This is a genomic window from Shinella sp. S4-D37 (genome assembly GCF_040812195.1).
In the GTDB taxonomy this organism is placed as follows: Bacteria; Pseudomonadota; Alphaproteobacteria; order Rhizobiales; family Rhizobiaceae; genus Shinella.
Genome location: NZ_JBFNXL010000001.1, coordinates 129,796 through 152,421, shown reverse-complemented (window position 1 = coordinate 152,421; position 22,626 = coordinate 129,796). Strand labels below are relative to the sequence as shown.

Genomic DNA, 22,626 nt, shown 5'->3' with positions numbered 1-22,626 from the left:
CGCGCTGGCAATCCTGGCCGGTCAGGCCGCCGTCGCCCTGACGGTCAGCGAAGGGGAAGCCGCATCGATCGAACCGGCCCGAAACGTGCCCCCGCCTACATCCGGCTCCGCCAGCCGGGAAATCCTCGTGACCCACCACCGCGCGGACGACAGCATATTCATCGACAATACCTATATCGTGAAGGGCGTTGCCGGTGCGCTGCTGCACTTGATGATCGAGTGGCATCATGGCGACGGGCGCATCGAATTCACCGATCGCGAAATGCGGCTGGCAATCGGCAACCGGATGCCGGAGATCAAGGACAATCTCGAGACCCGTCTCCTCCTACTGCGCCCCCGGCTCGAAGAGAAACAGGCTCCTATACAACTTGTCCGCACCGGACGGGGCCGCGTCCGGCTGGAGGCCGGTGGTCGGCTTTTGCTCAAGGCACCAGAAGAATAGCGTGATGCCTCGTAGGCCCAAACGACCAGTTGCTGCGCCGGGTTAATACAATGCTCTGCCGCTCTGAAGATGCTTCGCCACAAGGACGTGTCATGGTCTGCACCGCCTATGTGCTCTTGAACGGATGCGAACGGTCGACCAGGCTCTAATCGTCAGATCATCCGCATCGATGAATGCGCCGCCTCTTGAAGGGCTTGCATCAACCGGCGGACAGAAGCCCGCTGCGGCCGGTCCTGAGACTGTTCGAGATAGTAGTTTCCCGGACCAGGTGTTTTCGGAACGAACGGGCAAACGACCAGGCCGAGCGAAGCGGCAATTGGACCACATACGGGAAGATGGCCGATAGCGAGGCCGAGACCCTGGCTGACCATCATCAATGACAACGGTGTCGTATCAACCGTTTCGATCTTGGACTGCCGCCCCGGTTGATGGCCGAAATTGTGGTTGAGAAGCGCAGTCCATCCGAGGGCATGGGACGCCACGTCGTAGAGGCGAAACGACAACAGGTCGTCCAGGCTGGCGATGCGGGCTATGTCTTCCTCCCGGCACATCACCACATGGGACATGCCCATCAGCCAGGTCGGATGGCGCACGAGATGCGGCTCTTCCCCGAAGCGGATCATCAGGTCCGGATCCGCCTTGCGCTGCGTGCCCTCCATCAGGAGGTCGATGCGGATCGTCGGGTTCGCCGCCTCGAACGCCGCCAGCACGCGCGGCAACCAGCTCATCGCCATCAGTTGGCTTGCGAGCAGCGTGACGCGCTCGATGCGCTGTCGTGCGAAGAGGGCTTCCGCCTTGCTCTCGATCGCCCCGAGCGACACCTGCACAGTCGGCAGGAAATCGCTGCCCTCCGCGGTCAGGTTGATACGGTTTGCCGTCCGTTCGAACAGGGGGCGCCCGAGATGGGTTTCCAGCGCCAACACCTGCTGGCTGACGGCCGCAGCCGACATGTTGAGCTCGTTTCCGGCGCGCGCAAAGCTCTGGTGCCGTGCGGCGGCCTCGAAGACGCGGAGCCAGTTCAGCGAGGGGATGGTGGTTGTGCGCATAAGGTTTAGCATAAGCTTAGCTTAGCCTGAGATCAATCAGATACCGCCTCCCGGCAGACCTTGCGCGGTGCCATAGTCGCCGCACGGGTTATGCAAAGCCCGAGCCAAAAACATGAGGGAACGAAGATATGCCCAGACGCCGTATGTTGCTTGCCCTTGCCCTGACGCCGCTGCTCATGGGCTCGGCCACCGCACAGGATCTGCCCGATCACATCACCGTGGCCACCGAGGGTGCCTATCCTCCGTGGAACTACAGCAATGCCGATGGCTCGCTCGGCGGCTATGAAATCGAGCTGACCAAGGCCCTGTGCGAGCGCATGAAGATCAAATGCGATCTCATCGCCCAGGAGTGGAACGGCATCATCCCGGGCCTCACGGTCGGCAAGTACGATGCCATCATCGCCTCCATGGGCGTGACGGAGGAACGCAAGAAGGTCATCGGCTTCTCCAAGCCCTATGCCAAGGCGCCCAACGGGTTCCTCACCGCCGGCGACAATGTGCTGAAGGACCTGCCGGATGCCGGCCAGGCCTTCGACCTCGCAAAGGCCCCGGATGAGGCCGAAGCGGCGCTCGCGGCCTTGAAGGAAAAGCTCGTCGGCAAGATCATCGGCGTCCAGACCGGGTCCACCGCGGCGACCTTCGCAACCGAATATTTCAAGGACCTGGATATCCGCGAATATCCCTCCTTCGAACAGCTCGGGCTGGAGCTGACGGCCGGGCGCATCGACCTCGCCGTGGCCAATGTGACGGCCTTCAAGGCGGTGATCGACGCCAACCCGGCGGGCACGCTGGTCTTTACCGGCCCCACCTTCGCCGGCGGGGTGCTCGGGCTCGGCACGATCAACGTCGCCCTGCGGCCGGCCGACGAAGCGCTGCGCGCAGCCTTCGACGCCGCCATTACCGACCTCAACAAGGACGGGACCAACAAGGCCCTGACCGAGAAATGGTTCGGCGTGGATATCTCGGTCCACGAATAGAGCGCTCCATCCCTTCCCCGCCAGGGGAGGGGATGACCGCCCCGCGAGGCAACGCATTCAACGATCGCACAGGGACTGCCATGTTTGAGCCCGTCGGACCCGCCGAGGCAACGCTCACCATTTATCTGGACGGCCGCGCCATTCCGGCGCGAGCCGGAGAAACCATCGCGGCATGCCTTCTTCGCGCCGGCATCACCCACTTCCGCACGACGCCGGTCAGCGGCGCCCGGCGATTGCCTTTTTGCATGATCGGGCATTGCTTCGACTGCCTGATCGAGATCGACGGCATCGGCAGCCGCCAGGCCTGCCTGAGCCAGGTCGAGACCGGCATGCGGCTCCGTACCCAGGATGGGCCTGCGCGCATTTCCGAGCTGGACCTGCCCGGGCTGGACCTGCAATGAGCATCGCACCTGACGCGGACATCATCATCGTCGGAGCCGGCCCGGCGGGCATGGCATGCGCGATCGAGCTCGCCGCCGCGGGATGCCGGGTGATCGTGCTCGACATGCAGCCCTCCCCCGGCGGCCAGATTTTTCGCGCGCTGGAAGCCAACATGCAGGCACGCCCCGGGACGGACGAGCTGCTAGCCGCCCTCGGACCGAGCTACAGGGCCGGCCTTGCCCTTCTGACGCGTTTTCGGGCAACGCCCGGCGTCGATTATCGGCCGGGCACCACGGTGTGGGACCTGCGGGCGGACGGTACGGTCGGCTGGCTCAAGGGCGACGCGGCCGGTTACCTGCGGGCGCCCCATGTCGTCCTCGCCAGCGGCGCGATGGAACGCCCCGCCCCCTTTCCGGGTTGGACGTTGCCCGGCGTGATGACGGCCGGCGCGGTGCAGACCTTGCTGAAGGCGGGGCGTCTCAAGCCGAAAGGCAGGATCGTGCTGGCCGGAACCGGGCCGCTTATCCTTCTGCTCGCCGACCAGTTGCGACGCCTCGGCGTGTGGCCGGCGCTGATCGCGCGCACGGACAGGGCAAGGGACAAGGTCGCCGCCCTCAGACGGCTTCGGCCGGCAGGCCTTCCCGCGCTCCTCAAGGGTTTGGGCTGGCTCCTGGGGTTGCGGCTGGCCGGGGTTGCGATGCGCACCGGCATATCCGGCCTTGAGGCGCACGGGCGCAGCCACGTCGAGTCCGTCCGCCTGACCGTCGCCGGCAAGAGGATCGAGCTGCCCTGCGATCTGCTCGTGGTTCACGACGGCATCGTGCCGTCGACGGATCTGGCGCACGTTGCCGGCCTCGCCCTCGCATGGAGGCCGGACGACGCAAGCTGGCAACCGGTAACGGCACCGGACGGGCAGGCCGAAGTGGCGCCCGGCCCCGCCTTGACCGCCGGGCCTTGCAGGATCCGCATCACCGGCGATGCGCGCCGGATCGGCGGCGCCGACGCCGCCATCGCCCACGGCCGCCACGCCGCCGGCGCCATTCTGGCAGAACTGAGCCGCCCGGCCGCCACGCCGGGAGCCCCGGACCGGACCGGCATCGAAGTCGAACGCCGCCTCGCGGCACGGCCCTTCCTTGACGCGGCCTTCCCGCCGGGCCTCGCCGCAAACCTCCCCGATGACGCGACCATCGTCTGTCGCTGCGAGGAGATCACGGCCGGGGCGCTGCGCGCGACAATTCGGGACGGCGCCACGGAGATGAACCTGGTCCGTGGGCTCCTGCGCTGCGGCATGGGCGCCTGCCAGGGTCGCGGCTGTGCGGCAACGCTCGCCCGGCTTCTTGCTGAAGCGGATCCCGGCCGGCCGATGCCCTCGGCCCCGTTCCGCGCGCGCCCGCCGCTGCGGCCCCTGCCGCTCGGCGCGCTGGCCGGCATGGCCGGCCTCGACCCCGATCTGGCGCAGGTAGAATCGCTCGACGACAAGCCCGAGGCCATCCCCGGAGACGACGCCCATGTCTAACGATGCGCTCATCATCGGTGGCGGATTGCAGGGCTGCGCGATCGCCCTGTTTCTCGCCCGCGCCGGCTGGCGGGTGACGGTGGTGGAGAAGAACCTCGCGGGCCGCCACGCCTCGGGCGTCAATGCGGGCGGCCTTCGTTCGCTGATGCGCGACGTGAGGGAATACCCCCTGTCGCTGCGCGCCATGGACATGTGGGCCAATCTCGCCGATTTCGTGGGCGCGGCCGCGGCCGAAAGCTGCGAGGTCCGGCTCGGCACGGCCCAGATCGCGCTGGCGATGGATGCGGCCGAGCTGCAATGGTGCGAGGCGCGGTCCCGCACCATGCGCCGCCGCGACATCCACTCGGAAGAACTGATTGCCCCCGACGCGCTGCACCGGCTGCTGCCGGGCCTGTCCGGCTCGGCGCTCGGCGGCCTGATTTCGCGACGTGACGGGCATGCAAACCCGGCCAATGCCGCGCGCGCCTTCCGCAAGGCCGCGGAGGCCGCCGGCGTTCGCATCATCGAGCAATGCAGGGTACACGATCTCGCACCAAAACCTGGGGGCGGCTGGCGGGCCGAGACCGATGCGGGCGCGATCGGGGTGGAGTGGGTCCTCAATTGCGCCGGCGCATGGGGATCTGACCTCGCCGCACGGCTCGGCGAAACCTTGCCGATCAAGGTCATGGCCCTTTCCATGATGGTGACGGCGCGGGTCAAGCCCTTCATCGCCCCCGTCGTCATCGGGATCGACCAGCCGCTCTCCTTCAAGCAGAGCGCGGTCGGCTCGCTTGTGATCGGCGGCGGCATCCTGGGCAAGCCCTGCCTGGACGGAGACACCTCGTTCACGGTCATGGACCGCATGGCATCGAGCGCGGCGGCCACGGTTGCGGCCTTTCCGGTGCTGGCCGGCGTGCCGGTCGTGCGCACCTGGACCGGGCTCGAAGGCGCCACGCCCGATGGAATACCGTTCATCGGCCCCAGCCTCAGCCATCCCGGCCTCTGGCATGTGTTCGGGTTCTGCGGCCATGGTTTCCAGCTTGCGCCCGCGGTGGGCGAAGCCGTGGCACGATCGCTCGTCTCGGGAACCCTCGATCCAAGGCTTGCTCCTTTCGCGGTCGATCGCCCGCAACTCCAAACGCCGCGAAAAGAGGAGGCCTTGCCATGACGCCGGGCATGTTCGACCTGCTGGGTTTCGGCCCGCAAGGCTGGGGGCTGCCCCTGCTCCAGGCCGCCGGCATCACGATCGCCGCCGCCCTCTGCGGCTTCCTGCTCGGAAGCATCTTCGGGATCGGCGGCGCGACCCTCAAGCTTTCGCGGGCGCCCTTGCTGCGCGTGGTCGGCCAGGCCTACACCACGGTTTTCCGCGGGGTTCCGGAAATCCTCGTGGTCTACCTGTTCTACTTCGGCGGAAGCGTGGTCCTGACGGCGGCCATGAACACCGGCGGTTTTCCCGGCTTCTATTCCCTGCCGTCCTTCGTCATCGGCGTCTTCGCGGTGGGCATCGTCTCCGGCGCCTACCAGACGGAGGCCTACCGCTCCGCCTATCTTCGCCTCGACCGGGGCCAGATCGAGGCCGCCGCTTCGTGCGGCATGTCGAAGTTCCTGCTGCTGCGCCGGATCATCGCCCCCCAGACGCTGCGCTTCGCCCTGCCCGCGCTCGGCAATATCTGGCAATCGGCCCTCAAGGAAACGTCGCTCCTCTCCGTCATCGGACTGACCGAGCTGTTGCGCCAGGCCGGCACCGCCGCGGGGTCGACCCGCCAGCCCCTCCTGTTCTACGCCATCGCGGCGGCGCTGTTCCTGGTCATCGGGCGCTGCACCGGCGCGCTCCTGAACCGGATGGAAAACCACCTTGCCAAACCCTGGAGACGCTGATGCTGGACTGGTCCTTTCTGACGGATATCACCGGTCAACTCCTGTCGGGCCTGCCGCTGACGCTGCAACTGGCGGCGCTGTCGCTGACGAGTGGTTTCGTGCTGGCCGTCTTCGTCGCGGGTGCCGCCGGCAGCGCGTTCGGGCCGCTGCGATGGATCGCCAAGGCCCATGTGGAGCTGTTTCGCGGCACGCCGCTGCTGTTGCAGATCTTCCTGATCTATTACGGCCTCGGCCAGATTGCCCCGCTGCGCCAGTCCATCCTCTGGCCCTTCCTGCGCGAACCCTATTGGTGCGCCATCCTGGCGCTGGCGCTCAACACCTCGGCCTATACCGCCGAGATCATTCGCGGCGCTATCCAGGCCGTGCCGGGGCACGAGATCGAGGCGGGGCGGGCCTGCGGCATGTCCGGCTTCCTGCTGCGCCGCCGCATCATCTGGCCCATCGCGCTGCGCGAGGGGCTCGCGGTCTACGGCAGCGAGGCGATCCTGATGATCAAGGCGACGTCGCTTGCCAGCATCATCACGCTCACCGAGCTCACCGGCATTGCGCACAAGCTGATCTCCTCGACCTACCGGGTGTTCGAGATCTTCATCGTCACCGGCGCGATCTACCTTGCGCTCACCTTCCTGATGAGTATGGCCTTCGCGCTTCTCGAACGCCACCTCCAGGCCCACCACGCCCATGGCCGCGCGTGAGCCGCGCACCACACGGAGAAACCAGATGGCTTCCCTCTCCCTTCCGGTTGCGGCCGGCACCGTCCCCGCCATTCAAGTCGACGACCTGCGCAAGCGCTTCGGCGCGGTCGAGGTGCTGAAGGGCATCGATTTCCGCGCCCATGAGGGCGAGGTCATCTCCATTCTCGGCGCGTCCGGCTCCGGCAAGTCGACCTTCCTGCGCTGCCTCAACCTGCTGGAGTTGCCCTCTACCGGCCGGCTGCACATCTTCGGCGAACAGGTCGACCTCAGGCAGAGCGGGGACAGCCTGCGTATCGCAGACCGAAGGCAGGTGGACCGCCTGCGCACGGAGGTGGCGATGGTCTTCCAGAATTTCTGCCTCTGGAGCCACATGACGGTGCTGGAAAACCTTATGGAGGCTCCCGTGCATGTGCAGCGCCGCGACCGCGGCGAGGTGCGCGACGAGGCTGAAGCCATGCTGAAGCGTGTCGGCCTCGGCGATCGGGCGAGCGCCTATCCCGCCCAACTGTCGGGCGGGCAACAGCAGCGCGCCGCCATCGCCCGCGCGCTCGTCATGAAACCGCGCGTTCTGCTCTTCGACGAACCCACCTCGGCCCTCGACCCCGAGCTCGTAGCAGAGGTGCTGAAGGTCATGCGCGACCTCGCCGCCGAAGGGCGCACGATGCTGATCGTGACGCATGAAATGGCCTTTGCCCGGGACGTCTCCAGCCGGGTCGTCTTCCTGGAACAGGGGCGAATCCACGCGGAGGGTCCGCCCGGGCAACTGTTCGGCGGCGGCGCCAGCACGCGCTTTGACCAGTTCATCTCGCGGTTCAACCAAGGTTAGGCAGGCCCGGCGGCAACCAAGGCATCGGGAGCGACGGCACCGATATTGTAGCCTTCGTGCTGCGCGGTGCGCCCGTCGCATCCTGGGAAATGCAGGATGGTCGCGGTTCCCGGCGTCACGGGCACGACGCGCGAGGGCGGCAGGCAAGCCAGGTCTCGATGCGATCGGGGTGAACGCACCCGCCCGCGAGGCCGTATAGTCCTCCGGCCGTTCGGCCATGAGGCCCACATGCGACAGCCGGCATCGGCGATGACGCCGCCCGTCCCGCTCGAAACGGCCTGGCCGACAAAGGCGATTTCGCCGTCGGTATGAGGCCCCAGGCGTAGGGAAGCGAGCCCATCAAGCCAAGAATGCGGCGTCCCGGCACATCCGTCAGCCGGCTGGACATCGTTGGCCATTTGCAAGGCCCAACCCTCCTTCTCTTTGTCGCGGCGATCCGAATAGGTGCCGAAGCCGACAGGCGGGTTCTTGGCATTCACGTCGCCGATCGACTTGTTGAGCACGTCGCTGTTGGGAAGCAGGAGCAGGGTCGTTTTCGAACAGTGCCTTGATGAACGGAGCGCCGCCGCCTCAAGGCCGTCCTCGACCTCGATCTCCTTGCCGTACAGCGCCTTGTAGGCGGCGGCCATCTCGTCCGGATGAAGTGATATCTCGGTCAAAAGATCGAGCAGTTCGCCGCGCTGGCTCGGATCGCCCATCAGCATCCGGCCCTGCCCTTCCGGCTCGGTGAGCTGCCAGAGATTGGTGAGGGCGAACCGTCCTTGAAGGCCTTCTCGATCTTGGCGATACGGCTCGATAGGGAAAAGACGGTGACGCTGCCCTCCTTCCTGGCAAGCGGCAACATGGTTTCCTCGTCCATTTTCCCCACTCAGTCGAAGTCGTTGAACAGCTCCGACAGTGTCTCCAGTCTTCCGACGCGCACCGTCATGTGCGGATAGAGCGCATAGGACTGGAAAACCATGGCGATGCCGCGGTCCGAGGGGTCGAGATCGGTGATGTCGCGCCCCTTGATGACGACCTCGCCGTCGGTCACCTCCTCCAGCCCGGCGATTATGCGCAAGAGCGTTGATTTCCCGCAGCCGGACCGGCCGACGAAGACGACGAACTCGCCCTCGCCGATCGTCAGGTCGACACCATGGATGACCGCGAGGTTGCCGTAGCTCTTGCGCACATCCGTTAGGGTCAGGCTCGTGGGCCGTGCTTCGTTCGTCATGAGACCCACCTTATTTCCCGGCCTGCAACCAGACGAGCATGCTGCCCGGCGCACGGTTGTCCCAGAGATGATAGGGTACGAGGCGCAGCGAGGCCGGTTTGCGCCCGGCCGGCGTGGTGCGGTAGAGTGCCTCGCCCCAGCCGGACGCATCCTCCTGCTCGACCATGAGATCGACGGCGACCGCACCGTTGAGACCGGGCAGCACCTCCATCTGTGCCTGCGGCAGGGTTGCGGGAACGACGAGAGCGTTCAGGGCGCTGCCATTGTCGACTTCCTCCGCGCAATAGACGAGCGGACCGCGTATCAACGCGACGCGGCCGACATCCTGCCGGACCTTCGGATTGGCATATTGCGGCCGGAGCAACAGCGGCAGGGACAGGGCCACACCCTGTCGCCATCGGCCCATTTGGAGAAGCTAATCCAAGTGCATCATACCCATTTTGCAGGGTAGGGGATCACGCCTCATCCTGCAAATGCGCCATGAACACCTCGGCTGGTGTCTTGTAGCCGAGGCATTTACGGGGTTGGTCGTTGAGATGACGTGCGAGTTGGATCAGGTCGTGTTGTGACACGGCTGCCAGATCTGTAGCGCCTGGCATGAAACGGCGAATGCGCTTGTTGGTATTCTCGACTGTCCCTTTTTGCCACGGTGCACTCGGGTCGCAGAACCAGCTACGCGCACCGATCCCCTCTTCCAAAGCCCTGAATCCGGCAAACTCGGTACCGCGATCAAATGTGAAGCTTTGACGCGCGAACGCCGGTAAAGGAGAAAACGCTCTGATGATCTTGTCCATGATCGGGCGTGAGTGCCGGCTCGGATTCTTGATGAGAACTGTATAGCGGCTTCGGCGCTCCACAAGGGACGTGACATTGGCATGTCCGAGTGGGCGTTCAAAGATGAGGAGGTCGCCCTCCCAATGCCCAAACTGCGATCTATCTCCAATAAAATCAGGACGTTAGGATATGCGATGCGTGGCTGGGAACGCACCGTCGCGCGGCTTCCTGGAGCGCAGTGGACGACGTTTGCGGCGCGCTTCCGGTAAATACTGATAGAGGCCTAGCCCATAATCTTCCTTGCTGTAGATGAAGCGATAGATTGTCTCTTTGCAAACGCGAACAAGACTGAGCCTCTCCAACAACAGCCGCCCGGCGATCTGCTCTGGAGGCCAGCGTGCCTCCAACTGGTTGATGATCTCCGAGCGTAAATTCGGGTGGCGCCGAAGCTTTCTCAGCCGGCGTCGCCGCTCCTTGGAGATATCGTGAGCAACCGTGCTGTAGTAGCCGTCGTAGTCCGGCAGTTCGCGATCACGAAACGTATTGCGCTTGATCTCGCGGTAAATCGTCGAGCGGTGACGGCCAAGCTGACGGGCCATCTCGTTGACGGGAACTTTTGCCGCCACCAGCTGATGTAGGCGTCGCCGGTCAGCGAGGGTGATTTGTGTATAGCATCTGGACATGCCAAAATCTCCGAAGTGAAGCCATTGAAATTAATGGCATGTCGCACTTGGAAATAGAATGTACCCTCATTTCCGGTGCGTCTGCGACGCTGCCGTCTCCTCACTTGAAATTCAGGACTTTGCGCCTCCGCAGGATTGCCGGACCGCAAGCCGGCACAGCAGCTTGCGCAGGCCCGGCTCGAGGGTCTTGCCTTCGGCCAGCGCAGCACGGTGCGCCCGGCCTCGCGGCCGAGCTCCTTCAGGTTCATGTCGACCGAGGTCAGCGGCGGGCGCCTGATCAGCCATGATCGAAGCCGATGACCGAAATGTCCTGCGGCACGCGCACGCCGCGCTCGCGCAGGACATCGATGACGCCACGCGCGATCTGGTCGTTGCCGCAGAAGATGCCCGTCCGGCCTGTCGCCGTTGCGCTCCCAGAGGCGGGCAGGGCTATCGCATATGAGCGATTGTGTTGATGAGGTAGTCGTCGTTCCAGGCGCATTTTTTGATGCGATGGCTGATGGGCACTTTGTCGTTGTCGGCCAATTGCAGGATGTTGCGGGCGATGCGCGTCAGCAGGGCGACATTGGCGGGGGCGTTATCCTTGCGGGCGCGGCTGAGGTCCTCGCGCAGATGAACGTCAAGTATCCAGTGCAGGCCGTTCTCGATTTGCCAATGGGCGCGGGTCACATCGAGCGCCTGACGCGGCGAAGGCACGGTGGAGGCCATGAACAGGCGGATCTTCGGTGCGGCATCGCCGCGCCGGCTGGTGACGCGGACGAAGGCCTTGTGGCCGGCCATCAACGGCTCGGTCGCCGGTGCGACCTCGGCCATCCGCCATTCGCGGCAGCCAGACACAGCCGGGTCGTGGCGGCGAACACCGAGACCGTCAGCGGCGGGCTCGCTGCCAGCCCCGCCTCATAGGCCCGGCGCAACGCCTTGCCGTCGAGCGCCACCACCTCCTGGCGGGCGCGGGCAAAACCCGCCGCGAAGGCGGCGAAGGCCCGCCCGAAGGCGTCCGGATCGATGAGCCGCAGCAGCCGCGAGAAGGTGTCGTGGCTGGGGGCGGTGTCATAATAGATCAGCCGCGACAGCGCCTGCCTGCGCTCCTGCGCGAACAGCGCGAATTCCGTCGCCGTGCTGGCGCCGCACAGGCTGGCGGCGATCATCATCACGATCAGATCACCGAGCCGATGCGTCGCATTGCCGGCGCGCGAATCCGGCACCACGCCAAAATAACCGTCGAGACATGAAATGGCAGTTCTCCTTGGAAAGCGAACTGCCTCCTCAAAGAATCCCTTGCGACACAAGTGGCAAGCCCAAAATTGCCATATGCGATTCCCCTGCAGAGGCGGGCGACGGCCTCGTGCCCCCACCTTTCCACCCACACGCCGCAAAGCACCTCGGCATCGGCGCCGGCATGGGCGCGGAAGGCCAGGGAGCGCTCGCGCACCGAGGCGAATTCCTCTGGTCCCGTGACATGAACCAGCCGCCGCCCGCCGAGCCCGAGCAGCCAATCAATCGCAAGCCCGCGCCCTGCGTGTCGTCGGAGGTCAGGGTGACGCTATCCGGCGCGCCCTCGGTGAAGGCGTAGACGACCGGGACCGGAAGTCCCGAAAGATCGACCGGCAGCGAGCGATCGATGCGCTTGCCGGGGGCGATGATGCCGTCCACCTGCTTGTCCAGCATCGCGTCGACATGAATCTTGCCGAGCGCCGGGTCGTCCTCGATGGCGCGCAGAAAGACCGAGCCCCCCTTGTCCACCAGCGCATCGGACACGCCGGCCATTACGGGCAGCGTGAAGCCACCGTAGGTATCGTTCGTCAGAAGGCCGATCGTGAAGGAGCGGTTGAAGAGCAGGCTGCGCGCCAGGGCGTTCGGGCGGAAGCCGATATTCTCGGCCACCTGCTTGATCCGCGCGCGCGTTTCCGGCGCCATCCGGCCATTGTCGTTCAGCGCCTTCGAGACGGTGGAGACGCTGACGCCGGCGGCGCGGGCGACATCATGGATCGTCGCGCGTCCTATTCTGGTGCTTTGATTGCCCAGCTCGGCCTCCCGTCCAATTGGAAATGAGAAAACCTTGCGCAAAGCAAATGTCGAGATGAGAAAACCTTTTCTCATCCTTCCGCAAAATCGCGAGCGTGCACATGGATGCCGCCGGCGCGGTCATTTGCCCTGATGCTGTTTGCCACTTGGCGACACGTCCGGCCCTCCGATTGGGCGAAACCCCTTTGCGCCGAGGCTAGGTCTGGGCGACTGTATCCGCGAGCCAGAGGCGAATGTGCTCGATGGAACGCATCAGCAGGCTGTCGCGATCTTTTCCATCGAAGTCGCTGCGTAGCCATGGGCAGCGAAAAGTTTTGTCGCGGCGTCAAGGATCTGTAACGTCAGCCCTTCGGAATCCTTCCAGGAGGGGCGGCCGGGCCTACGGGCGCTTGCTTGCTTACAACGCTCAAGTATATATCTATACAATACCGTCCCGTTTGATTAATAACCGACACCCAAGCCCGACAAGAGGCGGTTGCGCTAGTTGGACCGGATAGAGAAGCGCTCCTACCCGCAATTCCCACCCTGGAAGTACGAAACGCTATGGGCGAACTGCTCTCTGAGTTGTTGAGAGACCTGCGCGAGGATACGCGCCATGTTCTGTTGACGCTGGCACGAATTTGGCACACCGCCGAGAACGGGGTCTTTGTCAGCAAGGACGAAGCTGCCAATTGGGCAATACCCAACTGCGCGACCGAAGCGCCTTGACACCGGATTATGCGAGGCGAGCGCATCTTGGCGAAGTCGGCGACAACTGGGACAGTCATCAGGATGGGATGGAATGCTTGGCCGAAGAATTGACGTCAAAAGTCAACCATGCAATGGCGGCTTAGCGCAAAAAGCGGACTTTAGCCGTTGGTCCGCCGCGAATGATTCCACGACATCAGCACGTCGATCTGGCCCTGCCAACAGGTTTGCGATAGGAGCAAAAAGAACCTAGCCGAAACGGGGAATCGAGAGAAGTTCGGGAGTGGCTAAGCCGTGATGAACCAATCCGGACTGACGTCGGCCATATCGATGCCCTTTAGAGTGACGGAGCCGCCTTCGGAGAGATCGAGCACTGCGAAGCCGGCCTTGCTTTCGCTGACCGTATACGCTTGGCCGCGAAGGTCGATGAGATCAGTACCGGCCTTGAAGTCGCGAATAGTGTCGCTGCCCTCCTTCTTGTCAAATATGAATGTATCCGCGCCTGCGCCACCAGAAAGTGTGTCGTCATTACCCCCACCCCTCAGCGAGTCTTTTCCGGTCCCGCCGGATAGGATGTCACGTCCCTTGTCGCCGAAGAGTTTGTCATCCCCGGCATTCCCCTTGATGGTGTCGTTGCCTGCCCCACCTTCCAGCTTGTCGTTGTCTGCTCCGCCGGAAAGCTTGTCGTTGCCGGCGTCTGCCTTGATGACGTCGCGACCGCTTCCGCCTTTAATGTCGTCGTCGCCGGCATTACCGTGAAGCTTATCGTCACCGCTGCCCCCGTCGACGTTGTCGTTGCCCTTTCCGCCTTTAACAACGTCGTCGCCGCCTCGGGCTCGGATAATGTCGTTGCCACCGCCGCCCGCGAGCCGATCGTCATCTTCCGTGCCTTGAATATTTTTGCCTTTTGCTCTGACAAGCTCCAGGACTTCACTCCACAACGTTGACATTACCGCCTCCCCGCGATCGAAAAATCAACCTAGGAAGCTAGAGCAGACGTTATGAAGCAGCCAGTTGGGCAAGGGGCGTATCCGGGCATCCATTCGACGTAGCAGCCGCGATGGTATCGAAGTGAACCGCAAGACAACGAACAATTCTTCGCTGAAGACTGAAGTACCGAGCCCGCGCCTCCCGCCTAACCAATTTTCTTCTTTAGCCTATTCAGCGCAGGGCCGCGCCCGTTCCCTCCACCTGGGCAAGGCGGACAGCGCGGGCAAAGGCCAGTTCCCCCGGGCGCGCGGCCCCTGCCCCCAATCGTCTGGAAGGCAGGCCCATAGCACTCGGCCATCAGCAGCGGTACGGCAAAATCCCATCTCAGCAACGCGGCGATCAGCATGTCGGCGAGCGCCCAGGCGAGCGGTTCGGCATCCGGCCGCACGGCATGCATTGCCGTGACCAGGTCCGCCGCGGCAAGCGGCGCCGGGCGGCCGGATTGCAGCGCGTCGTCGGCATGGTCGCCCGCCGCAGCAAGTCGTTCACCCCAAGCAAGCCCCGACAAATCAGCGAATTCGGCCACCGCTTTCAAGGAAAAGGCGGGTTTTCGGGCGCAAAGCCTTTTGTAGGCCAATAACACTTTTCCGGCAGGGCCGGGATCGTCGCCAGCCGCGGTGAGCAAAAGCGCGTCCCGCAACGCGGGCTTGTCCTCGCTGCGGCCCCTTTGCCGGACCGCGGCGGCGGCAACCTCGTCCGACGCGCGGGCGCGCGGCAAGGCCCAACCGGGCAAGGCAGCGGAGAGCGTCGACGAGGCGGCAAGCGGGTTGACGGGAGAATCCATGACCGCCATCCTACAATAAATGTGCGGATTTCCCCATATAAACCGACATAAATCGCACGGATTGTCTTTCCACTATAACAACGGATAAGATTGCCTTATCGCTCTTTGTCGCCTTTGTAGAAGAAATAGTTCCAGCCCGCCCAGAGACCTCACTCAGAATGCCGGCAACGCGCCGTCTGCGGGCCTGCGCGAAAATCTGGCGTCATTGGATCAATATGCTTCAGAAATGAACTTTTTGCCAATTTGCGCGCGATTTCCGTCGACTTGATTGTGGTCGCCGTCCGTGACCCGTTTTGCATGCTGGGGACGAAGCGGGCCTTGCACCCGGAAGATAGAGTTACAACTGTAACTCCGGGCCTGCGGTGCTAGGCCGCTGAAGAAGCCGGTGAGAGGCTGTCGATCCACGGGGCAGCCTCCCCTTTTCCCTACGGATTGTCTCGCTGCCGGCCCTCTTCCTTCACGGCCCGGAACTCGCGTATGAGCTCCGGGAGCCGCTCCATAAGCCAGGCGGAAAGGCCGGGAATACGCTTTTCCGGAAGAACGAGGGTCGTCGCGTTCGCGGATCGTCTCGCAACGACCATGCTGCCGTCCTCCAGTGAAATCTCGGTCACGCCGGGCTCCGGCCTCTTGCCGTCGTCGAGTGCTTCCAGCACCAGCGCGAAACGCTGGTTGCTGTCGGCCGAGGTCCAGACGTCTTTCGATGAAAGGGCCTCGATCGCCTCGTGTTGCGTCCGCGTCAAGGATCGGTCGCGGATGAGCGAACCGAGCTTTTCCCACTTCGGACGGCCGACGGAGGGGGCCGTCCCGATCCGCCGGATGAGGTCTTCGGGCAGGGCCACCGCCGCATTGGTCAGGAAGGAGATATAGGCGACGTTCTTCTGCTCCTTGCGGCCGAGCGCTTCGGAAATCGTTTCGCGGCTGTACCCCCGCTCCTTGAGCTTCAGCGCGAAGAGCGCCTGTTCGATGAACGACAGGTTCAACCGCGCTGCGTTCTCGATCCCCTGCGAGATGATCAACTCCTCGTCGGACAGGTCCTTGACGACCGCCCTGATCGGCCGCCTGAGGATCTGGCATGCGCGCAAACGGCGATGCCCATAGGCCGCCTGGTAGTGGCCCGGACGGCCCGGCAGGGGCCGAACCAGGATCGGAAGTTTTTGCCCCGCCTCGCGGATCCCCTCGACGAAAGCGTCGAACGCCCGGTCGCCCTCTATATCGAGGCGATCGCTGATGAACGAGGGAACAACGTTGTCCGGATCGATCTCGATAATCGATTCCGCCGAGAGAAGCTGGTCGTGAAGCCGCCTGTTCTCGTCCTCGATCGAGACGAACGCCCTGTCCATCGATTTGACGGCCGCCGAGCCGACCCGCCGCTTCTCCGCGTCTGCCGGCGACGGCGTCACCGCCCTGGCGAGATCGTCGGCATTGACGTTCGCAAACAGGCTCTTCATCCGCTGGTTCCGGTCTCGTGGATTGGCCATCACCGACCCCATACCTGCTTGATGTGGCGGAAGATGTCGCCGTTGACGGCATCGACCGATTCCAGCGCGCGGTTGAGCGTGTCGCGGCCGACGCTTCCCCGGCTCATTTCATACAGGCTTTTCTTCTCGAGCCCCGCACTGGCGATCGCCGTCGTCTCGACCACCACCGGCGCCAGCACATCGTCCCTGAACAGCGAGCGCAGCAGCGTCACGACATTGACCTGGGGGCCGTCGTTCGGGTTGTGGCGGGTGATCACATAGCGGATGAAATCATGCTGCAGGATCCCGCCCCGCTCCTCGATGACATGCATGAGGTCGCTCATCATCGCGAGGAACTGGTTCATGCTGGCCACGTCGATCATCGCCGGATGAATGGTGATCAGCAGCCCGGTGGCGGCGCAGAGCGCGCCTAGCGTCAGGTAGCCGAGTTGCGGCGGCGCATCGATCAGAACGACGTCGTAATCGGCTTCCACCTCCCGAATGACCGCGCCGAGGCGCCTAAAGAAAATCCCGTCGCCGCGCCCGTGGCCCTCGGCGATGGCCTGAGGCGTCTCGTGCTCGTATTCCATGAGTTCGAGATTGGCAGGGATGACGTCGATGCCGGAAAAATAGGTCTTGCGGATGACCTCGCGGATGGGGCGCCGTTGGCCGTCATAGCGGATCGCCGCATAGATGGTCTCGTTCTCGTCGACGTCGAACTCCGGCTGGTAGCCGAACATCGCGGACATCGACGCCTGGGGGTCGAGATCGATCGCGAGCACGCGCAAGCCGGCTATCGCGAGATAATGCGCGAGATGGACGGTCGTGGTCGTCTTTGCCGACCCGCCCTTGAAGTTCGCGACGGCGATGACCTGAAGCTTGTCCGAACCGCGCCGGCGCGGCAGGAAGTCGAGCGCCTCCTGCGGCCGTTTCCGCGCCAGGTGCTCGCGCATCTCGTTGATCTGGTCGAGCGTATAGGCGCGGCGGCCATTGTCGTGCCGCTCCGGGATCACCCCTTCACCATCGAGCGACATCTGGCGCAAGGTGGATTCGGCTATGCCCAGCAAGCCGGCGACATCACGCGACGTATAGGTTTTCAACGTCTTGATCGCGTCGGGCTCGTACAGGCGTTCGCGAAGCGACTGAAGCTGTGCGGACAGCAGTTTGGATTGCCTGGTGATCTTCTCGGCGGAAGATTCGATCATGCTTGGGGGTCGTATGGTCATCTCGTTCATCTCTCGCGACGATTTTTTCGCGCTTGTCGCCAAATTTCCGTCGCGAGCACAGTTGCCCGAATCCCATCCGACGTCAAACGCTCTCTGGGCAACGCGCCCCGCGCGAGATGAATACTCATGAAATGCGCCCCATCGGGGACGGCGGGCACTTGGCCGCCCGGCCATGTGCCCGAACGGGCTGCAGTCGCCCGATCAGAAACGATCGACGTCGACGACCGCCTTCGCGAACTCGGCCGGCGCCTCCTGGGGAACGTTGTGACCGATGCCGCCGGTGAAGGTGCGGTGCTCGTACCTTGCCTTGAACCGGCTTGCGTAGGAGGCCGGGTCCGGATGCGGCGCGCCGTTGGCGTCGCCCTCGATCGTGATTGCCGGGACCGCGATGGGCGGCAGTTTTGCCAGCGTCTCCTCCAGCGCATCGTACTTCGCCTCGCCCTCGGCGAGACCCAGCCGCCAGCGATAGTTATGGATGACGATCGCGACATGGTCCGGATTGTCGAAGGATGCGGCCGACCGGTCGTAGGCCTCCGCGCCGAACTGCCACTGCGGCGAGGCAAGCTGCCAGATCAGCTTGTTGAAGTCGTACCGGTTGGCATCATATCCCGCCGCGCCGCGCTCGGTGGTGAAGTAGAACTGATACCACCAGGCCAGTTCGGCCTTCGGCGACAACGGCATCTTGTTGGTTTCCCGGTTTCCGATGAGATAGCCGCTGACGGACACCAGCGCCTTGACCCGTTCCGGCCAGAGGACAGCGACGATGTCCGCGGTGCGTGCGCCCCAGTCGTACCCCGCCAGGACCGCCCGCTCGATGCCGAGGGCATCCATGAGGTCGACGATATCCCTGGCAAGCGCCGCCTGCTGGCCGTTGCGAGGGGTGTCGCCGGAAAGGAAGCGCGTGCCGCCATAGCCGCGCAGGTAGGGAATGATCACCCGGTAGCCCGCCGCGGCGAGAATGGGGGCGACCTCGACATAGCTGTAGATGTCATAGGGCCAGCCATGAAGCAGGATGACCGGGGGGCCGTCCTGCGGACCGTCCTCGGCATACTGCACGTTCAGCACGCCTGCCTTGATCGTCTTGAGGGCCGCGAAGGCCGTGGCCCTGGTGCCGGCGGATGCACCGGCCGAGGCCGTCTGGGCCAGCACCTGCTTGGCGCCGCCGAAATGGAGGGCGGCTGCCGAGGCCGCGGCGAAGGCAAAAAGTCTTCTGCGATTGATTTCCAGGGGCTGGGACATTGGATATCTCCTTGGTTTCCGCCCCCAGAAAGCGCCTGCGGTGTATCGCGCGTGTTTCCAGCTCCCCCGGTTTTTGAAAGCCGGTGTTTCTGGCGCCCACCCGGATACGTAAGGATACAAAGAGGATCGTTTGCGCGACGGAACCGCGACCCCCGATCCCCGGCGGCCGCCGCTCGCGCTAGCCGATCATGCCGCGACGCGCATGCCGCGGCGCCCGCCCGTCGCCGTTCCCAGCTCGAACTGGCTCAAGAGGTGGTTCAACGCCTGGACTTCCATGGCCAGCGTATGGCTTGCGGCGGTGGTTTCCTCGACCATGGCCGCGTTCTTCTGGGTGTCCTGGTCCATCTGGTTCACAGCGGTGTTGATCTGCTGGAGGCCCGAGGACTGTTCCTGCGCGGATTCGACGATCGCACCGACATGCAGGTTGATCTCCTGCACCTCCGCCACGATGACGTCGAGCGCCTTGCCGGTGTCGCCGACCAGTTGGACGCCCTCCTCGACCTGCTGGTTCGAGGTCGTGATGAGCGCCTTGATCTCCTTGGCGGCGTTGGCCGAACGCTGGGCGAGCTCGCGCACCTCCTGGGCGACGACGGCAAAGCCCTTGCCCGCCTCCCCGGCCCGCGCGGCCTCGACGCCGGCATTGAGCGCCAACAGGTTGGTCTGGAAGGCGATCTCGTCGATGACGCCGATGATGTTGGAGATCTGGCCGGAGGAGTGCTCGATGCGCTCCATGGCGATGACGGCCTGGCGCACGACCTCGCCCGACCGTTCCGCCCCCACGCGGGCTCTGGCAACGAGCTGGCCCGCTTCGTGCGCCCGCTTGGCGGCGTCCTTCACGGTCGTCGTGATCTCTTCGAGAGCCGCGGCGGTTTCTTCCACGGCCGCCGCCTGCTGTTCGGTGCGCCGCGCGAGATCGTCGGCCGCCGACTTGATCTCGTTGGCGCCGGCGTCGATGCCGCGGGCATTGTCCGATACCCGCATGAGCGCATCCTGCAATTTCTCGGCAGAACTGTTGAAGTCGTGCCGCACGCCGTCGAACTGCGCCACGAAGGCCTGGTGGATGCGGCAGGAGACGTCGCCATTGGCAAGCTTGGCCAGCGCATCGGCAAGATTGTCGACGGCGAACTTGATGTCGGCCGCCTCCCTGGCGGCGGTGCGTTCACGCGCCATGCGCTCGTCCTCGCCGAGGCGGCGGTTCGCTTCCGCCTCCTGCTCGAGCCGCGCCTTCTCCCGGTTGTTCTCCAGCAGCACCTCCAGCGAGCGGGCGAGATCCCCGATCTCGTCCTTCACCTGGCTGTCCTTCAAGGCGAGCTGAAGCTCGCCCTGCGCGATCCGCGCCGTCTCGCCGATGACGTTCGAGATCCGGCCGATGAAGCGGCGCGCGATCAGCCAGCCGGCGAGCGCAAGCAATACCGCAGCAACGACGATGGTCACGATCGCATCGCGCATCATCGCATTCATCTGGGCGAACACCGTATCCTTCGGAACCGATACGATCGCGTACCACGTCATGTCCTGCGTCAGCCTCACCGGCGAGGCGATGGCGAAGCGGGTGGTTCCATCTTCGGCGGCGATCTCCTTCTCGACGCCCGGACTTGCGATCAGCTGGTCCCAGCCCGCCGTCTTCGCGCCGCCGTCGGCAAGCGCCTTGCCGATCAGGGCCGCATCGGGATGGCCGATGATCTTGCCCGCGCCGGTCACCAGGCTGACGAAGCCCGTGCCCATCGGCTGGATCTTGGCGAGCGCGTTGCTCGTCTCCTGCAGCGACAGGTCGAGGCCCGCGACGCCGACGGTCTTGCCGTCGATGACGATGGGCTTGGCGACCGAGGTAATCAGCACGTCCTTGCCGTCGATGGCATAGGGATAGGGCTCGAGGACGACGGTCTTCTGCTGTGTGAAAGGCAATTGGTAATAGTCACCCGGCCCGGCGGTCGCGTAGTCGGTCAAGGCGGTGTTGCTGATCTTGCCATCGCCGCCCCGCACCCAATAGGGCACATAGCGGCCGGTCGCGTCGTAGCCGGGCTGGTTGGCGAAGGCGGCATCCTTCCCGTCGAAGGCGTCCGGCTCCCAGCCCGTCCACAAGGCGAGCACGTCCGGATTGTTCTCCAGCATGTGCCGGATGACCTGGTCGGCCTTGCCGCGGTCGACATCGCCGGCCTGCTTCATGGTCTCCAGCACCGAGCCGAGCCCGTTGATGATATGGACAGTGCCGCCGATGTTCTTTTCCGACACCAATGCTTCCGCCTGGGCAATCTGCCGCATGCGCTCCAGGCTGCTGCTTTTCGCATCCTGATAGGCGCTATAAAACAGCAAGGACGAAGCCGCTATGGTCGCAATAAGCCCACAGGTCGCGACGGAAAATATATTGCGCCCGGTCGTCGATTTATACGGCCCCTCACTGATCAAAACCCATAGGCCCATTCTCTGCGCCCGATCGACATGATGCGCCAGGGTTGGCTTTCGAGCTTCCGCCAGGCATCGCAGCAATGATCGACGATGTCGTCGTATGATTTGAACACGCGGTTTGATAACCAGTTGTCGCGCATGAAATGCCAGAGGTTTTCGACCGGGTTCAGCTCCGGCGATTTCGGCGGGAGTGGCAGAATGGTGATGTTTTCGGGCACGACGAGATTGTTGGACATGTGCCAGCCTGCCTGATCCATGATGAGGATAGCGTGCGCGTCGGCATCGACGTGTCGGGCGATTTCGGCCAGGTGCTGGGTCATGGCGTAGGTGTCGCACCATGGCATGACCAGCGCGGCCGCCTTGCCGAGCTTCGGGCAGATTGCGCCGAAGATGTAGGCCGACCTTGTGCGCTGATCGTGCGGTGCTGAAGGCCGTGTTCCTCGCCTGGCCCATCGGCGGGTGATCTTGTTCTTTTGCCCGATACGGGCCTCATCCTGAAACCAAATCTCTATGCGTTTTCCTCGGGCCGCTCCAGCGGCAATCTCTGCCACTGCGGCAGGGAAGCTTTTTTAAAACCCTCAATGGCTTGAGGGTCTTGCGCGTGATGTTTGGGCCGGACAGCCAGCTTGCGATAGCCCATGGCCCGCACCTCCCGGCTCAGCGTTTGCTCGCTCACCGAAACGCGAAACTCTTCCCAAAGCCATTGCGCCAGATCGCACAGACGCCAACGAACAACGCCGTCGAGATAGGGTGTCGGCCCACGCTCGATTGCTTGCGCCAAGGCCGCACGCTGCTGATCGTTCAACCGCGACTGCGGACCGGGAGCCTTGCCATTGATCAGGCCTTGGGGACCGTGTTCGTTGAACCGCATGACCCAGTCCCGGACAATTTGGAGCGTGACGCTGCCGAGGCGGGCGGCATCGGAACGCGAGCCTCCATCGTAGATTGAGGCGAGTGCCAACAGACGGCGCGCTTGAGCGGCATCTTTCGTCTGCCGCGCCAGCCGCCGCAGATCGTCTCCATCAAAATCCACCCGTAATGAAATCCCTGATCGCATCGCAGACCTCCGGTTTGCACCAGAGATTCAGATTCACCGCACTTTGGGAAGGCCAAAGAGTCGAGGTCAGGGAGGCGGCGTATTAAACAGCATTTCACCCTCTTTGGACGATCCCAAATGCTCCGGCCGGATCGCGGCATGACGCGACAAGCCATTCCCGAGAGAAGAATAAAATTTTATCTTTAATAAATTGCTCTACGGCGCGATGCGCCGTCATTGCCCGATCCCGGGGTGCAGAAACGCGACTACTCGCGACACAAGGATTGGGGTCGAGGCCCACAGTATAATAGGACCGCACACCCGGCCGGAGATGGATATATCCCTGCCTGACGTAACGGAAACCAT

The 22,626-nt window shown here is 64.0% G+C and carries 22 protein-coding genes and 4 pseudogenes; 9 read left to right on the top strand and 17 right to left on the bottom strand.

Annotated features, from left to right (window positions below; genetic code table 11):
* Positions 1-127: 127 nt before the first annotated feature.
* Positions 128-442 carry a hypothetical protein gene (locus AB3G45_RS00780; protein ID WP_367828766.1) on the top strand — a complete coding sequence of 105 codons (315 nt, stop codon included), beginning with the start codon at positions 128-130 and terminating at the stop codon, positions 440-442.
* A gap of 152 nt (positions 443-594) precedes the next feature.
* Here AB3G45_RS00780 and AB3G45_RS00775 read toward each other — a convergent pair whose 3' ends face one another.
* Positions 595-1,488: a LysR family transcriptional regulator gene (locus AB3G45_RS00775; protein WP_367828765.1), complete on the bottom strand. Its 894-nt coding sequence runs from the start codon at positions 1,486-1,488 to the stop codon at positions 595-597.
* Between the two features lie 128 nt (positions 1,489-1,616).
* Here AB3G45_RS00775 and AB3G45_RS00770 point away from each other — a divergent pair, with 128 nt between their 5' ends.
* From AB3G45_RS00770 to AB3G45_RS00740, 7 genes are all read left to right on the top strand, one after another.
* Positions 1,617-2,465: a transporter substrate-binding domain-containing protein gene (locus tag AB3G45_RS00770; protein WP_367828764.1), complete on the top strand. Its 849-nt coding sequence runs from the start codon at positions 1,617-1,619 to the stop codon at positions 2,463-2,465.
* An 80-nt stretch (positions 2,466-2,545) separates the two neighbouring features.
* Positions 2,546-2,866, top strand: coding sequence for a (2Fe-2S)-binding protein (locus tag AB3G45_RS00765; RefSeq protein ID WP_367828763.1), 321 nt, complete (start codon positions 2,546-2,548; stop codon positions 2,864-2,866).
* On the top strand, positions 2,863-4,362 hold the full coding sequence (locus AB3G45_RS00760; RefSeq protein WP_367828762.1) for an FAD-dependent oxidoreductase: 1,500 nt from the start codon (positions 2,863-2,865) through the stop codon (positions 4,360-4,362). The genes AB3G45_RS00765 and AB3G45_RS00760 overlap by 4 nt, the downstream gene beginning before the upstream one ends.
* Entirely contained in the window at positions 4,355-5,509 is a 1,155-nt protein-coding gene (locus tag AB3G45_RS00755) for an NAD(P)/FAD-dependent oxidoreductase (RefSeq protein ID WP_367828761.1), read from the top strand. Before AB3G45_RS00760 ends, AB3G45_RS00755 begins: the two co-directional genes overlap by 8 nt.
* Positions 5,506-6,219: an ABC transporter permease gene (locus tag AB3G45_RS00750; protein ID WP_367828760.1), complete on the top strand. Its 714-nt coding sequence runs from the start codon at positions 5,506-5,508 to the stop codon at positions 6,217-6,219. The genes AB3G45_RS00755 and AB3G45_RS00750 overlap by 4 nt, the downstream gene beginning before the upstream one ends.
* Positions 6,219-6,914, top strand: coding sequence for an ABC transporter permease (locus AB3G45_RS00745; protein ID WP_367828759.1), 696 nt, complete (start codon positions 6,219-6,221; stop codon positions 6,912-6,914). The genes AB3G45_RS00750 and AB3G45_RS00745 overlap by 1 nt, the downstream gene beginning before the upstream one ends.
* 25 nt (positions 6,915-6,939) lie before the next feature.
* Complete coding sequence (locus AB3G45_RS00740) at positions 6,940-7,740, top strand: ABC transporter ATP-binding protein (protein ID WP_367828758.1); 801 nt, start codon at positions 6,940-6,942, stop codon at positions 7,738-7,740.
* Here AB3G45_RS00740 and AB3G45_RS00735 read toward each other — a convergent pair.
* The 9 genes and pseudogenes from AB3G45_RS00735 to AB3G45_RS00695 form a co-directional block, all read right to left on the bottom strand.
* Positions 7,737-8,444 (bottom strand): hypothetical protein, encoded by a 708-nt coding sequence (locus AB3G45_RS00735; RefSeq protein WP_367828757.1) that lies wholly within the window; start codon positions 8,442-8,444, stop codon positions 7,737-7,739. The genes AB3G45_RS00740 and AB3G45_RS00735 overlap by 4 nt on opposite strands.
* A 212-nt stretch (positions 8,445-8,656) precedes the next feature.
* A pseudogene (locus AB3G45_RS00730) lies at positions 8,657-8,953 on the bottom strand (ATP-binding cassette domain-containing protein); the annotation flags it as partial.
* Positions 8,954-8,963: 10 nt separating this feature from the next.
* A pseudogene (locus tag AB3G45_RS00725) lies at positions 8,964-9,361 on the bottom strand (glycoside hydrolase family 127 protein); the annotation flags it as partial.
* 47 nt (positions 9,362-9,408) lie between these two features.
* Positions 9,409-10,410 (bottom strand): annotated as a pseudogene (locus AB3G45_RS00720) (IS30 family transposase).
* A 277-nt stretch (positions 10,411-10,687) separates the two neighbouring features.
* Positions 10,688-10,891: a substrate-binding domain-containing protein gene (locus tag AB3G45_RS00715; RefSeq protein WP_367828756.1), complete on the bottom strand. Its 204-nt coding sequence runs from the start codon at positions 10,889-10,891 to the stop codon at positions 10,688-10,690.
* Positions 10,840-11,223: an ISAs1 family transposase gene (locus AB3G45_RS00710; RefSeq protein ID WP_367828755.1), complete on the bottom strand. Its 384-nt coding sequence runs from the start codon at positions 11,221-11,223 to the stop codon at positions 10,840-10,842. The genes AB3G45_RS00715 and AB3G45_RS00710 overlap by 52 nt, the downstream gene beginning before the upstream one ends.
* The gene (locus AB3G45_RS00705) at positions 11,190-11,618 is read right to left on the bottom strand and encodes an ISAs1 family transposase (RefSeq protein WP_367828754.1); all 429 of its coding nucleotides are present in this window, start codon (positions 11,616-11,618) and stop codon (positions 11,190-11,192) included. Before AB3G45_RS00705 ends, AB3G45_RS00710 begins: the two co-directional genes overlap by 34 nt.
* Before the next feature lie 119 nt (positions 11,619-11,737).
* A pseudogene (locus AB3G45_RS00700) lies at positions 11,738-12,414 on the bottom strand (LacI family DNA-binding transcriptional regulator); the annotation flags it as partial.
* Positions 12,415-12,687: 273 nt separating this feature from the next.
* Positions 12,688-12,861 (bottom strand): helix-turn-helix domain-containing protein, encoded by a 174-nt coding sequence (locus AB3G45_RS00695; RefSeq protein ID WP_367828753.1) that lies wholly within the window; start codon positions 12,859-12,861, stop codon positions 12,688-12,690.
* 18 nt (positions 12,862-12,879) lie between these two features.
* On the opposite strand from AB3G45_RS00695, the gene AB3G45_RS00690 reads away from it, so the two are divergent.
* Entirely contained in the window at positions 12,880-13,143 is a 264-nt protein-coding gene (locus tag AB3G45_RS00690; protein ID WP_367828957.1) for an aminoglycoside adenylyltransferase domain-containing protein, read from the top strand.
* Positions 13,144-13,409: 266 nt separating this feature from the next.
* Here AB3G45_RS00690 and AB3G45_RS00685 read toward each other — a convergent pair whose 3' ends face one another.
* The 7 genes from AB3G45_RS00685 to AB3G45_RS00655 form a co-directional block, all read right to left on the bottom strand.
* Complete coding sequence (locus AB3G45_RS00685; RefSeq protein ID WP_367828752.1) at positions 13,410-14,072, bottom strand: calcium-binding protein; 663 nt, start codon at positions 14,070-14,072, stop codon at positions 13,410-13,412.
* 185 nt (positions 14,073-14,257) lie between these two features.
* Positions 14,258-14,896, bottom strand: coding sequence for a DUF1403 family protein (locus AB3G45_RS00680; RefSeq protein WP_367828751.1), 639 nt, complete (start codon positions 14,894-14,896; stop codon positions 14,258-14,260).
* Positions 14,897-15,321: 425 nt separating this feature from the next.
* The gene (repB, locus tag AB3G45_RS00675) at positions 15,322-16,386 is read right to left on the bottom strand and encodes a plasmid partitioning protein RepB (RefSeq protein ID WP_367828750.1); all 1,065 of its coding nucleotides are present in this window, start codon (positions 16,384-16,386) and stop codon (positions 15,322-15,324) included.
* On the bottom strand, positions 16,374-17,588 hold the full coding sequence (repA, locus tag AB3G45_RS00670) for a plasmid partitioning protein RepA (protein WP_367828749.1): 1,215 nt from the start codon (positions 17,586-17,588) through the stop codon (positions 16,374-16,376). Before repA ends, repB begins: the two co-directional genes overlap by 13 nt.
* 192 nt (positions 17,589-17,780) lie before the next feature.
* Positions 17,781-18,818 carry an alpha/beta fold hydrolase gene (locus tag AB3G45_RS00665; RefSeq protein WP_367828748.1) on the bottom strand — a complete coding sequence of 346 codons (1,038 nt, stop codon included), beginning with the start codon at positions 18,816-18,818 and terminating at the stop codon, positions 17,781-17,783.
* A 186-nt stretch (positions 18,819-19,004) separates the two neighbouring features.
* Complete coding sequence (locus AB3G45_RS00660) at positions 19,005-21,239, bottom strand: methyl-accepting chemotaxis protein (protein WP_367828747.1); 2,235 nt, start codon at positions 21,237-21,239, stop codon at positions 19,005-19,007.
* A protein-coding gene (locus tag AB3G45_RS00655) for an IS630 family transposase (protein ID WP_367828746.1) occupies positions 21,221-22,281 on the bottom strand; the annotation gives its coding sequence in 2 pieces (ribosomal slippage) (positions 21,221-21,789 and positions 21,789-22,281; 1,062 coding nt in all). The genes AB3G45_RS00660 and AB3G45_RS00655 overlap by 19 nt, the downstream gene beginning before the upstream one ends.
* Positions 22,282-22,626: the final 345 nt, after the last annotated feature.

What these genes read in the sequence shown, in the direction of transcription:
- AB3G45_RS00685 (WP_367828752.1), bottom strand. Translation starts at nt 14,072, where the DNA reads ATGTCAACGTTGTGGAGTGAAGTCCTGGAGCTTGTCAGAGCAAAAGGC.
- AB3G45_RS00750 (WP_367828760.1), top strand. Translation starts at nt 5,506, where the DNA reads ATGACGCCGGGCATGTTCGACCTGCTGGGTTTCGGCCCGCAAGGCTGG.
- AB3G45_RS00760 (WP_367828762.1), top strand. Translation starts at nt 2,863, where the DNA reads ATGAGCATCGCACCTGACGCGGACATCATCATCGTCGGAGCCGGCCCG.
- AB3G45_RS00665 (WP_367828748.1), bottom strand. Translation starts at nt 18,818, where the DNA reads ATGTCCCAGCCCCTGGAAATCAATCGCAGAAGACTTTTTGCCTTCGCC.
- AB3G45_RS00770 (WP_367828764.1), top strand. Translation starts at nt 1,617, where the DNA reads ATGCCCAGACGCCGTATGTTGCTTGCCCTTGCCCTGACGCCGCTGCTC.
- AB3G45_RS00680 (WP_367828751.1), bottom strand. Translation starts at nt 14,896, where the DNA reads ATGGATTCTCCCGTCAACCCGCTTGCCGCCTCGTCGACGCTCTCCGCT.
- AB3G45_RS00745 (WP_367828759.1), top strand. Translation starts at nt 6,219, where the DNA reads ATGCTGGACTGGTCCTTTCTGACGGATATCACCGGTCAACTCCTGTCG.
- AB3G45_RS00755 (WP_367828761.1), top strand. Translation starts at nt 4,355, where the DNA reads ATGTCTAACGATGCGCTCATCATCGGTGGCGGATTGCAGGGCTGCGCG.
- AB3G45_RS00660 (WP_367828747.1), bottom strand. Translation starts at nt 21,239, where the DNA reads ATGGGCCTATGGGTTTTGATCAGTGAGGGGCCGTATAAATCGACGACC.
- repB (WP_367828750.1), bottom strand. Translation starts at nt 16,386, where the DNA reads ATGGGGTCGGTGATGGCCAATCCACGAGACCGGAACCAGCGGATGAAG.
- AB3G45_RS00765 (WP_367828763.1), top strand. Translation starts at nt 2,546, where the DNA reads ATGTTTGAGCCCGTCGGACCCGCCGAGGCAACGCTCACCATTTATCTG.
- AB3G45_RS00735 (WP_367828757.1), bottom strand. Translation starts at nt 8,444, where the DNA reads ATGCTGATGGGCGATCCGAGCCAGCGCGGCGAACTGCTCGATCTTTTG.
- AB3G45_RS00715 (WP_367828756.1), bottom strand. Translation starts at nt 10,891, where the DNA reads ATGCGCCTGGAACGACGACTACCTCATCAACACAATCGCTCATATGCG.
- AB3G45_RS00775 (WP_367828765.1), bottom strand. Translation starts at nt 1,488, where the DNA reads ATGCGCACAACCACCATCCCCTCGCTGAACTGGCTCCGCGTCTTCGAG.
- AB3G45_RS00710 (WP_367828755.1), bottom strand. Translation starts at nt 11,223, where the DNA reads ATGGCCGAGGTCGCACCGGCGACCGAGCCGTTGATGGCCGGCCACAAG.
- AB3G45_RS00740 (WP_367828758.1), top strand. Translation starts at nt 6,940, where the DNA reads ATGGCTTCCCTCTCCCTTCCGGTTGCGGCCGGCACCGTCCCCGCCATT.
- repA (WP_367828749.1), bottom strand. Translation starts at nt 17,588, where the DNA reads ATGAACGAGATGACCATACGACCCCCAAGCATGATCGAATCTTCCGCC.